The sequence below is a fragment of the Granulicella mallensis genome (assembly GCF_014203225.1).
Taxonomy (GTDB): domain Bacteria; phylum Acidobacteriota; class Terriglobia; order Terriglobales; family Acidobacteriaceae; genus Granulicella; species Granulicella mallensis_A.
Map to the genome: position 1 here is coordinate 72,719 of NZ_JACHIO010000007.1, position 14,108 is coordinate 86,826.

Genomic DNA, 14,108 nt, shown 5'->3' on the forward strand with positions numbered 1-14,108 from the left:
AAGCGAGACCGAGCATCGCACCATGATCGATGTTCCCTTTGAGAAGCGAAACCCTCGCATCGCATTGATCGGTTTGGGCGGGCGCGGAACTTCCTTGTTGGGGAACCTGCTTGCAGCAGATGGGCAAGTCGTTGCTTTATGCGATATTGTTCCGGCAAAGGCGGAGCATGCTGCCTCGCTGGTCGCTACAGCAGGGCAGCCGAAGCCCAGACTTTATACCCATGGGCCTCATGACTACGAGAGCATGCTCACGGGCAATGACATCGATCTCGTATTGGTTGCAACGCCTTGGAGTTGGCACGCTGAGCAGGCGATCTTTGCCATGAAACACGGCAAGGACGTCGCTATTGAAGTTCCTGGAGTAGATACGATCGAGGATTGCTGGAGGATCGTCCGCACTTCGGAAGAGACGCGCAAGCATTGCATGATGCTTGAAAACTGCTGCTATGGCTACAACGAGACGCTCGTGTTGCGCATGGCTCATGACGGTGTGTTCGGTGACCTTCTATATGGGGAGGGTGCTTATTTACACGACCTTCGCCAGATACTTTTCTCCGATGAAGGCGAAGGCTTGTGGCGGCGCGCCGAACACACCAAGCGCAATGGGAATTTGTATCCTACGCATGGATTGGGCCCGGTCGCGAACTACATGGGAATCCAGCGTGGAGACCGGTTTGGCTATATTGTCTCGATGAGCAGCAGGGAAAGATCATTCGATGAATATCGCAAAGAACATTTACAGCCAGGCGATCCGCGTATGGCAGAACGCTATGTGACCGGTGATATGAATACTTCTCTGATCAAGACGGCGAATGGGCTGACCATCACAGTTAAACATACTGTCTCGACACCGCATCCCTATGATCGGGTCAATATGATTGCCGGCACCAAAGGCATATTTCAAGATTATCCTGCGCGTATCTACTTCGATGGCCAAAACAGCGATGAGTCCTGGGGATCCATTGATGCATGGAAGAAGTATGCGCATCCTCTCTGGCAGCGGGAGGGAGGAACAGCCACAAAAATCGGGGGCCATGGTGGCATGGATTACATCATGCTCTATCGCTTGCTGCAATGTGTCAAAGAGGGCTTGCCCCCGGATATGGATGTGTACGATGCCGCGGCCTGGTCGGCTGTGGCTCCGCTTAGTGTCTCCTCAGTAAGTCGCGGCAGCCAACCGGAAGATTTTCCAGACTTTACGCGAGGGAAGTGGCAGCAGAGGAAGGTCTCCGCCATCGCGCTGCAAGCGTAGAGTTTCCCCTTTTGAGGTTGCGCTGCTGGTTCGAGATGCTCCCGGCGTCTGGGAACTTGTAAAGTTTTCGGTACGCGTTCGTTTGCTGTCGGTCTCCGAAAGATTGGTGGAGTTATCGATGAGAGGCTTGCAGAGCTCGAAAAGAAGACCGCTTTGGGAGGTCGCTGCGGTGCTCCTCGTGGCATTTGCAGCTAACTCCTTTGTTGGTTTTACACAGGAAGTTACAACTGTTGTAAGGCCGGTAGAGACTCATGAGATCCTGATCAATCCTGGTATGGGGATTCAGACCTTTCAGAGATACAACGGCGATTCGTTGAATCCTGGTGTGACCTGGTCCGAGGAAGGGCCTGTGGGTCCTCTGAAATCCGAGGCGAAAAAACCGGATTTTCCTGGCGCCTCTGTTGCATACGTGCGGTGGCATTGGGCAACGCTTGAACCGGCGCAAGGCAAAGTTCGCTGGGAGATCATCGATCTTGCACTTGCTGAAGCTAGACGGCACGGACAGCGGCTCGCGATTCGTCTCATGCCATATGATCCAAAACACCCATTGCCAAAGTGGTATCGCGAGTCGGGTGCGCGGCGCGCGAACTCGAACGATGGAAATATATGGGAGCCTGATTTTAGTGATCCGTTGTATTTCAAATATTGGAGTGCTTTGATCAACGAGGCCGGTCGACGTTATGATGGCCACCCTGATCTGGAGAGTGTGGATATCTCAACGGTGGGTTATTGGGGCGAAGGATGGAGTAGCTACATGCCCGAATTTCCGATTCAGAAAAAATTGATCGACATCTACTTCAAAGCGTTTCATAAGACTCAACTCTTGATGAACTTTGATGAGCCTGAAGCCCTGGTGTATGGAACTTCCCATGGGGCAGGCTGGCGCTTCGACTGTCTCGGTGACATGAAGGAACATGAGCCGGAGATGCTGGATCAATATCCCGAAGAGATTGCGGAGACAGGCATTCAGGATGTGTGGAGATCGGCACCTATTTCGATGGAGACCTGTGGTGTGCCTGAGTCGTGGTTTCGGAACGGTTGGGACGCGCACTATATCCTCAGCGAAGCATTGCGCTGGCACGTGAGTACGATCAATGTGAAATCCAGCGCCATTCCACAATTGTGGCGAAAAGAATTCGAGGACCTCGAACGAAAAATGGGGTATCGCTTTGTCTTGAGGCGAGGAGAGTGGCAGACACAAGCTCGAGCCGGTGAGGCGCTTCATTTAAAAACATGGTGGGTCAATGAAGGGGTCGCCCCGGTCTACCGGCCATTTGTATTGGCGTTTCGGCTGAGCTCGCCAAACCAATCGAGAGTGATCCGGACCGATGCGGAAGTGCGCAAGTGGATTCCTGGGGATGCGGTATTTGAAGACCCTGTCTTCGTACCAAGCGATCTACCAGCCGGAGAATATCAAATAAGCGTCGCACTCCTGGATCCTGTGACGTTCTTGCCCGCGATACAGTTGGCAATCGAGGGCCGCGGAATAGATGGCTGGTACAGCTTAGGGAAAATTCGTATCAGTGACGGCTATTAGTGGAAGGAGCTTTCACGCAATAAGATCGATGCGATCACATGCCTTTTGATAGCGCCCATTTTGGGGCGCGTCTCCGAATGAGTAGCAAACATAATAGATCTATCATTAGTTGCAATTGCCTTCGGACCTTTTGTGTTACTATTCGTTGTGTTTTGTTTCTATTTGTCGAGTTTCGTGTGCGAAACGTGCGGTGTAGAGGATTAGCGTGACATCTCTTTTAGATTTTGTTGATTTACCGGTAGATGAGCAGAAAGCTCGCGGGCTACTTTATACTCCCCGTGAGATTGCCCAGCAGCCTAATACGTGGAAGAAAACGTTACAGATATTCAAAGAGCATCAGACGCGGATTTGCAGCTTTTTAGAGAAAGCTGGACTGCGAGATGAGTTAGAACTGCGACCGGTTATCGTGCTGGCCGGAGCCGGAACTTCGGATTACATTGGTCAGGCATTAGAACTGCTGCTGCGTCAGCAGTGGAGTTGCGAGGTGTTGGTGTGTGCGAGCACGGAACTGCTGCCCAACCTCGACGACTACATTGTTTCAGGGCGCAGATATCTCTTCATTTCGTTCTCCAGGTCAGGGGATTCGCCGGAGGCTGTGGCCGTTGTAGAGCAGACTGTCCGATTGCATCCGCGGATTGCCCACCTGATTGTGACTTGCAATGCTCAAGCCCGGCTGATTGAAGTTTGTGAAGCTGCCGAACTGTCGTGCGTGGTGGTGTTGGACGACGAAGTAAATGATCGCAGTCTGGCGATGACAAGCTCTTTTACGAACATGATCGTGATGGGGCAATGCCTGGGACATGCGTGGTCGATCGAGGAATACTCGGAGATTGTCGAGCGGTTAGTGGCTGCTGGTCAGAGCTTTTTGTCGCGCGCCGAAGAAGAGGCAGAACGCACTTCGTTACTTGGATTCTCTCGCGTCTGCATGGTTGGCATCGGATCGCTTGCCAGCATTGCTCGGGAGTCCGCATTGAAGGTATTGGAAATGACGGCGGGCCAGGTAAAGACAATGTCGCAGACTGTGCTTGGGCTTCGGCATGGACCTATGGCGGCGTTAGACTCAGAGACGCTTTTTGTATGCTTTGTCTCCGGTGAGGCTCGTAAAGTTGGGTACGCGAGAGATTTGCTGCGAGAGATCGGAGAAAAGGGGATTGCTGCGGAGCGAATCGCAGTGGGAGTTCCTTCGACGCATGCTGAAATCGAGCCTTACTGCGAGTCTTATCTTTCCGTAGAAGCTGATGTCGCTGATGCGTACCGGCCGATTTTGGACGTGATGTTTGGCCAACTCCTTGGTCTGTACTGTTCGGTGGCTCGTGATTTGAAGCCAGACTCGCCCAGCCCGGGTGGTGTGATTAATCGAGTCGTACAAAAGTTCAGGATCTATTAGAGACCGTGTCTTCTTTGCTTCAGTTGCGCTTTGCCTAACGAAAGGGTGGCATTCTAGCCGCCATCTATTGGGCCTGTTCTGCGTACATGCACACAGGGGGCGACTCGTGTGGCGATTGAACAAGCAGTAGATTGCAGGATTGTTGGTATTGGTTAAAGCGACCAACGGCCAGGTAAATCGGCTTGGCGGCTATCCAGAATGCAGCCTGCAATCTTTCGTGAATAAAGATTCCTGAGAGCATGTCCAGTTCGTTACCTGCCAATACAGTACTGGCGGCTGGGCAAGCAGGAGATTGCGAGCGATCGAGTTTCTTTGATCGTTAATCTTATCGGAGATATAACAAATGCCTATGCTTCGGCTTGCAGCCAAGGCATAGACATTCCGAAGCTGCTCAAAGCAACGGGTGTGTCAAACTCGCATAGCTTGTAGCAAGTCGAAGACAGGTTCCAATTCCATGCATTGTTTCCAGGCTGCCGTGGCGATCTCTGCTGAGATTGCGCCAGCAGCTAAGAGGGGACCTCGAAGAACCTCTCACTCCAGCCATTTTGCCTGTCTAGTCCGATCAAAATCGACTTGCCATGCTGATAAGACCATTAGGCTCTTCGCTGCGCTTAAAAAGCGACTCTAAAATTCAACGAAAAACTGGCTCGCCAAATCAAAGTCGCGGTTGCGGAGCAAGAAATTTCTACCGAAAAGAGCTTATTGTCTTCATCTCCTCTTGACATTGGAAGGTAAAACGATCATAAATGACTATCAACGATATTAAACGTAATTGCAGGGGCAGGAAAAGCTAATGCTCAACCTGAGTTAAGGTCTCAACCAAAAATCTAGCAGCCGCAAAAAATAAGCTCGGTGAGGGAACGCAATGAAATTAGAAACCAGCGGAATGGTAAGCAGATTTCAAAATTTGAGGAGGGTGCCGTCACAATCCCTTCTCGTGCTTTCGCTCTTCCTAGCGATATCGTTGCTGTTCACGAGATCATTGTCGGCTCAGTATACGACTGCGCGACTTGCTGGAAACGCAGTCGATAATTCGGGAGCCGCAGTTGCAGGGGCGACGGTGACCGTCAAGCAAGTCACAACCGACTACAAGCTGACGGTGAAAACCGGAACTTCGGGCGAGTATGTGTTTCCAAGCCTCCCTGTCGGTAGTTATGAGCTTACAGTTCAGATGGCCGGCTTTGACACGTACGTTCAACACGGCATTGTTCTGACGGTAGGTCAATCGGCTAACCAAAATATTACGTTACGAGTCGGAACAGTCACTCAAGATGTGACTGTCAATGAGAATTCATCTCTGGTTACGACTTCAGATGCCGCAGTCGGACAGTTGATCAATCAGAAGAGCATGGAAAGCTTGCCCATGAATGGCCGCGAGGCTCAACAGCTCGTATTCCTGGTGCCGGGCGCTGTGAATGTTTCGACCCAAAATTGCGGTGCAGACTGCGAAGGCGGCGTTCTCCCAGGCGAGCAATATGCCAAGGTCAACGGTGGCGGCGCCAATGGCGTCTACTATCTGCTAGATGGCGTCGACTACAACGATACCTACATCAACACAAACCTTCCGTTCCCCAGTCCTGACGCGCTTCAGGAATTCAATGTTCAGACCAATAACCTTAGCGCTGCTTATGGAAATGCGACAGGCGGAGTGGTCAACATTCTGACTAAGTCGGGGACCGATCAGATACATGGAGATGTTTTTGAATATCTCCGCAACTACGCAATGGATGCGAAGAACTATTTCGCTACTTCACCAAATCCTTTGAAGCAAAATCAATTTGGAGCAACGATCGGGGGGCCGATCCTCAAAGGAAAGCTATTTTACTTTGGATCCTATCAAGGAACGCGGACCAACACGGCCAACAATGGACAGATCGCGTTTGTGCCGACTATGGCCGAGCGGACAGGAGATTTTTCAGATCTCCTGCCTGGCACCCAGTTGATGAACCCGGCCACGGGAGCGCCGTACAACAATAATCAGGTTCCGGTCGACACGGTCGCGTCCTATCTTCTTCAACATATCCCAGCTCCCAATGGCCCCGGCCGCCAACTGACCTACAATGGTGCGCCCCTCGTTCAAGACACTGATGAGTTCCTGATCAAGGCTGACTACAACACAGGTAAGCACCACTTGAGCGGGCACTATTTTCAGTTGAATTACCGGATTCCCGTTATCTTGCCGCCGACGACTAACATCCTGGCTGGAAACACGGAAACGCCGCAAAATCTCGCACTTAAACACATTAGTGTAGTGGACATCTATACGATTTCCAGCAACGTTTTGCTGAATAGCTATTTCGGATATACAAGTCAAACAGGCACAACATTGTCACCCGCACCATTTAGTATTGCGGACGCGGGTGCCGAGATCGCACAGCCGACCAACTTCAAGCCAACATTAAATATTGATATCAGCGGTAATTTTTCGATTGGCCAACAGCCTGCAACTGGAACGTGGAACCGTGGAGACCAATCGCTTCGCGAAATACTCACGGTCATAAGGGGCAACAATCAGATCGAGATTGGTGGCGAAGCCGTACGGGTTCGTGCACCGATGGGAAACTCCTATCAAGCAGATGGTAATTACACCTTCGACAACAGTCTCACGGGCGATAACGTGGCCGACTTCGTTTCGGGTAATGTATCCAGCTTCACTCAGGGAGGTGGCCTGTATCTCAACTTCACCGGAATCAACTGGAGCGCATTCGTTCAAGACGATTGGCGCGTAAGCCCGCGCCTCACCTTGAGTGCTGGCCTGCGTTGGGATCCCTTCATCCCCTACAAGGATAGCGAAGGGCGAGTGGGATGTTTTCTGCCAGGAGCGCAATCGGTGCGCTTTCCGAATGCGCCTACAGGCCTTATCTTTGGAGGAAGCGATCATGATGCGGGTTGTCCGCAGTCCTCTATCTATAACAACCTCGGTAATGTGGGACCACGCTTCGGATTTGCTTCTCAACTTACGGCAGACGGGAAGACCAGTCTCCGGGGCGGAGTTGGATACTACTATCAGTCTCCCAACCTCGTTGCCTTTGAAGATGTCGTTGGGATTCCGCCCTTCGCACCTATCGTCAATCTGACGGCAGTGAACTTTACTAACCCCTATGGAAGCGCGGGAGTTGCAAATCCATTTCCCGGACAATTTGGACCTTCCAATCCTGGTCCCACTGCCACATTCCCGCAAAATATATCCTTTACTCAAATTTTCTCGAGTCACTATAGACTTCCGCAGATTCTCATGACGAACCTGACGCTCGAAAGAGGATTAGGTGCAAGTTGGCTGGCACGTGTGGCCTATATGGGCGTGAAGGGGACTCATCTTGGTGGAACCGGCGACCAGGAGGCAGGACTTCTTCAGCTAAATCCGGCGATTTACATTCCAGGTCAATCCACCGAAGCAAATGTCCAACAACGTCGGCTGTATCCATCCTTTGGATTTGTCGATTCGATTAACTCCGGAGTGAACAGCAACTACAACGCATTGCAGTTATCTTTGGAAAAGCGCGTCAGCAAGGGCCTCTCTTTCCTCGCGAATTTCACCTGGTCCCGAGCGCTCGACGATTTCGGTCCTAATGGAGAGCCCGGCGGACTGGCGACGAACACTTGTAGCTGTGGGCGCTACTTTGACTATGGCCCCGATGCAGGCGATGCCAATAAAGTGTTCAAATTTTCCGGAAATTACGACTTTCCTGCGATACCTGTGAAGGGGCTCGTTTCAAATGTAATCAATGGTTGGAATTTGTCGGCAATTGCAACTTGGCAATCAGGATTTCCATTCACAGTCTTCAGTGATGACGACAATTCCTTCAGTTCGGTTGGAGCTGATCGAGCAGATCTAACTGTCTCAAGTATCAAAAAGGCCGTATTGAGCAACGGCCGTTCACACTCGCAACTGATCAATGAATGGTTTGATACATCTGCGTTCGCGCCTAACCAAATTGGTACTTTTGGCGATACAGGTAAAAACGCACTGCGCGGACCGAGGTATTTCGATCTGGATCTGGCACTGCTCAAAACCTTCAAAGTCAATCAACGATATTCAGCGCAATTCCGAGCCGAATTCTATAACTCTCTAAATAATGTGAACTTCGGTATGCCTGATGGCGGTTTGACAGACAGTAGCTTCGGCCAAATTACGTCGGCCCAAGATCCTCGCATTCTTCAAATGGCCCTGAAGATCATGTTTTGAGCCAATATCCTGAGGCCCCTGGGAGACTCCCAGGGGCTTTGATTCTAATTAACTAAAACCATTGCATGTTTCAAGATGCAATCCAGCCGGGTAAAGGATCGTTTGTGACAGACAAATTATTTCCGCTAGTAGACAGACGAACGTTTGTTAAACAAGCTGGGGTAGCGATTGCCTCGGCTGGCATGACTGCAAGCTCATATGCGCGAGTCATTGGTTCGAACGATAAAATCAGAATCGCTCAGTTGGGCTGTGGAGACCGCAGCGAGGGACATGTCAACATGGTCCGATTGGCTTCGAAAGGAATGCCGGTCGAAACTGTGGCAGTGTGTGACATCTGGAGTCTGGCGCGCGAGCGGCGCGCTGCACAGGTCAAAAAGGCCTTCAATCTGGAGCCGCAATCTTTTAAGTACTCCGAAGACATGCTTAATCGCAAAGATATTGACGGGGTCATGATCGCTACAGGCGACTTTCAGCACGCCAAACTTTGTGTAGAGGTCGTAAAAGCGGGCAAAGATTGTTATGTCGAAAAGCCATTTGCCAATGTACTTTCGGAGGCTAAAGAGGCGAGAGACACCGTAAAGGCTTCCAAGCAGGTGGTCCAGGTAGGATCACAGCACAGAAGCGAGCCGTATCAACTGGCCGTTCGCGACATTATTCGCTCCGGCCGTATCGGAAGTATCGTTCACATTGAACAGGAGTGGAATGTCAATGAGGAACGGTGGCGCTTTGTCCCTATGGATACGGGAAGATCCGCTGAGATGGAACAAGACAGAAACATGGAGTGGCGCAAGTGGATGTTCGATCGAAAGTCGAAGCTCCGGGAGGAGGACACAGACTGGAAACGATGGCTATTAGGTAAACCTTACCGGCCCTTTGATCCGCACACCTATTTAGAGTTCCGTCTCTATAAGGACTTTTCTTCGGGAATATTCGACCAGTGGATGAGCCACGGCAGCGACTTGGTACACCTTTGGACGGACGAAACGTATCCGGAGAGCGTCGTAGCAAATGGTGGAGTCTTCGCATGGAAAGACGGTCGGGAGAATGCGGACACCTGTGTAGCGGCCGTCACTTACCCAAAAGGCTTTCTTTATACCTACAAGACAGTATTTGGAAACAGCTTCCGTAGCTTTTCTCGAATACAAGGGCGCGATGGCACAATCGTGAACTACGGAGGAGAAGGGGCCTCGCTATTTTCGGTAAGTCGCGAAGGTGGTAGAGACGAATATGCGGGATCTGTAAAAGCAGACAGGTTGCCGATCGTTGCTCCTATTTCCGATAAAGAGGAAATAGTACGGGTCGCCGGTGCACAACCTGCAGATACCGAAGGACCGGGAGACGATAGCGTGGTTCATGTTACGAATTGGTTCAAAGCGATGCAGGCGAGAACTGAGCCCAACTCAAATGTCAATCACGGATTTTCTCATGCAATCGTGGTCATTATGGCCGCACAATCTTATTGGAGTGGAAAAAAGCTTTACTGGAATCCGAAAACTGAAGAAATAGCTGACCAGCCCGTTAGTTAGAGACTGATCCACCGTCTCAGCCGTAATAAGGTAATGCACTAACGGATTAGAGCGATAGTTTGAAGTGCGGTAATGATTGCTGCTACTCCCGAATTGGGTTCTGTGTTCCGCTCATCATTCACGTTTGTCTGACCAAGAAGACAAGTTATAAGTTGGTAGCTTCAGAGATCTTCATAAGTTTCAGGTTGACACTTGGATTTTAAAAAATCTAAAAAGATACAAACAGAACATCAAGTAGGTCTCAATACGGGCTTGGAACTTGTAAGTATTTGTGTAGATCGCAATCGATACAGAACGAGCAAAGATGCCCATGGAGGAATCGTGCGCTGTAGATCGCTTTTCTTCCCGCTCTTAGTTCTTGCCCTGAGCACTTCTCCTTCCTTTGCACGGCTCCCATCAGCCAGTATCTCCGGAAAGGTTACGGGCGCATCCCAATCGGCTATTCCCAGCACATCACGACCCGATCTGCATACACAGGTGGAGCCTGATCCAGCTAAGGCAGTGAATCGTGATTTTAGCGAAGTCGAGCTTCTGCGATTTACTGCACTTGAACCGATCGATATACACACTCATATCTACAAGAGCGATCCGCTGTTATTCGAGATGTTGCGCAAGCTTCACCTGCATACTCTCGATATTGTGGACGTTTCAGACAACGGCAACGCTGAACGGAAAGATCTGACAAAAGAAAATAATGATGTGCTTGAGGTGGCGAGAGAAAGTAGCGGGCATGTGTCGGTTTGCACCACATTTGACCCCTATTTGATTAGCGAACCTGGCTTTACAGAAGCTGCCATCCATCAACTCAACGAAAGTTTTGCTCGAGGTGCAATTGCGGTAAAGGTTTGGAAGAACGTTGGGATGGAGGTCAAAGATTCGAAAGGGAACTATATCCTCCCTGACAATTCATTATTGGAGCCGATCTACAGAGATATAGAGTCTCACCACAAGACCTTGGTCACACACGTTGGAGACCCCAATACGGCCTGGGCCGCGCCAAATCCGAGTGCACCTGATTTTTCATACTTCAAAAACAATCCGCAGTGGTATATGTACAACATCAAGGATGCACCGCCGAAACAGAAAATACTCGATGCGCGTGATCATCTCCTCGAGATGAACTCTGATCTGCGGGTGGTCGGGGCTCATCTCGGTAGCATGGAAGCAGATATCGATCAGGTGGCCCAGCATTTTGACCGCTACCCAAATTTCACAGTGGATCTTGCGGGCCGAATGCCCTATCTAATGCTGCTACCCCGCGAAAAAGCAATTGCTTTTATAACCAAATATCAAGATCGGCTGCTGTATGGCACAGATAATACAATCTACCCGGAAACGGAAGTCGGTACGTGGGTGTCCAGGGCCGAGGTTTCCTATGCCAACGATTGGAGATTTCTGGCAACTGATCAAACAGTCGAATATGGCGGTCGCCGATTGAAGGGACTGGCTTTACCGAATTCAGTCGTCAAAAAAATCTACCACGGCAATGCAGTTAAATGGATTCCCGGTATTGCAGACCAATAACCGATCAGCGCAGGTTGGCCAGATGGTTATCCGATGTGGTCTCAAAGGTTCAATTTCTTGTATAACGCGTGTCGATAATTCAGTCTTATGTTGCATTTTTCAAGAGGTTGAAGATCCCGTCAAAAGACATCATCACTATCAGATCATCACTGGTCTCTCAAACGAAACGAGTGTCAAATGAAGCAGGCAAATCTTTATCGCATCTTAGGTCTAACTCTCGCCATTCCTTTCGCATTCACAGCAAGCGCGCAACAGCAGGCCGTGTCGCTACAGTTGAAACCGGATGCAACCGATGGCAGTTATTCCATCAGTGCGCCAGGTATCTCGGTGCCTATTCTTCGGGCGACGGCTGCGGCGAAGGTCAATGGAAAATGGCTTCATGCCGCAGATTATCCAAAACACTTTGTCAGTACTAAGATTGCAAATGGTGAACTCGGCGCCGGCAGGCTAGTCACCATTCAATACACTGGGCGCACTGATGCTCCAGATCTTTTGCTATCGCTCCGGACTTATGATGCTTCGCCTTTCGGCGACATGCAGCTCACGGCGCACAATACGACAGGTCATGCGATCGAAGTTCAAGATTTACGTGTTCTCGAATCGGAACAGGGTAAAGAAGGTGGTCTAAAAGGAGACCTCATCACTCTTGGTGGGTCGGCCTCAGCCGATCGCGTCTTAAACGATAGCTTCAGTGAAGACCGCCCCGCTATGCAGCTTCACGATCTCAGTGACGCTAAGGCAAATGTCCACCGTGCGGTTGGTGTCCAACTTCTCTATAACCAGCAGAGCAAGCAGAGCTGGTTTATCGGTGCTCTTACCTCCAATAAGTTCCTCAGCGTTCTTCGACTTCACATGGCCCCGGCTGGTGTCATGAATGCCTACGAGGTCGATTCCACGGGAACGACCGAGCTTCTCATTGAAAACTCCCTGCACCGTTCTTCTGAAAAGGACCGTGTGGAGCTCAGTCTTAGTGTGCCTCAAGGTGGTGAGCTCTCGTCAGAGCGGATGCTTTTCGGAGTTAGCACGGATTATCATGGCCAGCTTGAAACCTATGCTCATCTGATCCGTGACATCCATCATGCGCTTGTGACCGCACCCACGCCTATCGGCTGGTGGAGTTGGACTGCCTACTATTTTGGGCTGGACCAGGGGACTGCATTGACCAATGCGCAGTGGCTTTCTCAACACCTTAAGCCTCTGGGTTATGACTTCTTTCACATCGACGAGGGCTATCAGTTTGCGCGCGGAGAATACGCTACGCCGGATGCATCACTGTTCCCTGAAGGTATGGGCTCCCTGGAGCATAAGGTCATCAATGAGGGACTCACCCCAGGCATTTGGACGGCTCCCTTCGAAGTATCGGAGCGCTCCTGGGTTTATACCCATCATCCAGAGTGGCTTGTTCACAATGCACAAGGTGAGCCGATCCATATTGGTTTCGTTACCAATAGTCTCGATCATCTCTATGCCCTGGACACAACCCACTTAGGGGCGCAGGCCTATCTTCACTCGACTTATTCCAAGCTGACAAGGGAGTGGGGTCTCCGCTACATCAAATTGGACTTCATGGAAGACAGCGCTATTGAGGGTTTTTATCACGTTCCCCAGACCACTGCACTAGAGGCTCAACGCATCGGCATCCAGACAATTCGCGATGCTGTCGGCCCCAATGTGCTGCTTGATAAGGATGGTTGCGAACTCCTCAACCCCGTTGGCCTGGTTGATACCGGCCGCATTTCACAGGACACCGGGCATACCTTTTCCTCCAGTAAAGACGCGGCTACTGGTATAGCTGCGCGTTACTATATGAATCGTAACTATTTCCTTGCTGATCCTGATGCTTTCTCCGTCTCGACACAGACTGTTGATGATCAGCACTGGCATGGTGGGACGAAGCAACTCACGCTCGATGAAGCGAAGATCTCGATCGTGCTCTCTGCTGTGTCTGGTGGATTGTACGAGATTGGCGACGATCTCCCGACGCTAGGCGAAGCTCCGGATCGTCTGGCATTGGTAGAAAACCGTGATCTGCTCGACATGGCGCGCCTGGGTCGTGCGTCTGTGCCTTTGGACCTCATGACGTACGATCCTCTAGATCTGCAACCCAGCATTTTTGAGCTGCAGCAAACACGCCATCAGTCTATCGTTACCGTGTTCAACTGGTCGGAGATCTCCCGGTCACATAGCCTTACGCGAGCCGCTCTTGGGCTCGATCCGAAGGCGAATTACACAGTCTCCGAAGTTCTGACTACGCCGAGCGATTCTACGTCTCTCTCTGCTTCGCTCGATGTAAAACAGCCAGCTCACTCGGTTCGTGTCTTCAAAATCATCAATACAGATATTCCGGCAGAGGCCCCTATGGTCAACGCAACAGTAGCGCCTTCGGGGAAGACCGGGGAGCCTATGAGCTTTAGCGCGGTCGCCAAAGACGCGGGCAACCCGATCCTAAATTGTTCTTGGAGCTTTGGTGATGGCATCACTGTAGCCGGAGTGAAGACAACCCATAGCTATACGCATGCGGGGAGTTATACAGTAGGTCTGCGGTGCTCGGGTTTTGCACCTCAACCGGATGTCCAGACATTTACGGTGAAGACGACTGGGTCTGTCGCGACCAAATTTGTACCGGCACGTCAACGGCGTTTTGAGGAAGAGGCAGAACCAAAGCAATAGTGATTTGTTCAACTTCTCCGGCTTGA

The 14,108-nt window shown here is 50.8% G+C and carries 7 protein-coding genes; all 7 read left to right on the top strand.

Annotated features, from left to right (window positions below; translation table 11 throughout):
• The first annotated feature begins 22 nt into the window (after positions 1-22).
• The 7 genes from HDF15_RS09500 (at position 23) to HDF15_RS09530 (ending at position 14,082) form a co-directional block, all read left to right on the top strand.
• On the top strand, positions 23-1,252 hold the full coding sequence (locus HDF15_RS09500) for a Gfo/Idh/MocA family protein (RefSeq protein WP_260330973.1): 1,230 nt from the start codon (positions 23-25) through the stop codon (positions 1,250-1,252).
• A 118-nt stretch (positions 1,253-1,370) separates the two neighbouring features.
• Complete coding sequence (locus HDF15_RS09505) at positions 1,371-2,789, top strand: DUF4832 domain-containing protein (protein ID WP_184254979.1); 1,419 nt, start codon at positions 1,371-1,373, stop codon at positions 2,787-2,789.
• A 205-nt stretch (positions 2,790-2,994) separates the two neighbouring features.
• Positions 2,995-4,176, top strand: a complete 1,182-nt coding sequence (locus HDF15_RS09510) for an SIS domain-containing protein (RefSeq protein ID WP_184254980.1) — start codon at positions 2,995-2,997, stop codon at positions 4,174-4,176.
• Between the two features lie 865 nt (positions 4,177-5,041).
• A complete protein-coding gene (locus tag HDF15_RS09515) occupies positions 5,042-8,362 on the top strand; it encodes a TonB-dependent receptor (protein WP_184254982.1) in 3,321 nt (1,106 codons plus the stop codon).
• 104 nt (positions 8,363-8,466) lie between these two features.
• Positions 8,467-9,888, top strand: coding sequence for a Gfo/Idh/MocA family protein (locus HDF15_RS09520; RefSeq protein WP_184254984.1), 1,422 nt, complete (start codon positions 8,467-8,469; stop codon positions 9,886-9,888).
• Between the two features lie 192 nt (positions 9,889-10,080).
• Positions 10,081-11,412, top strand: coding sequence for an amidohydrolase family protein (locus tag HDF15_RS09525; RefSeq protein WP_260330975.1), 1,332 nt, complete (start codon positions 10,081-10,083; stop codon positions 11,410-11,412).
• A 177-nt stretch (positions 11,413-11,589) separates the two neighbouring features.
• Entirely contained in the window at positions 11,590-14,082 is a 2,493-nt protein-coding gene (locus tag HDF15_RS09530) for a PKD domain-containing protein (protein WP_184254986.1), read from the top strand.
• Positions 14,083-14,108: the final 26 nt, after the last annotated feature.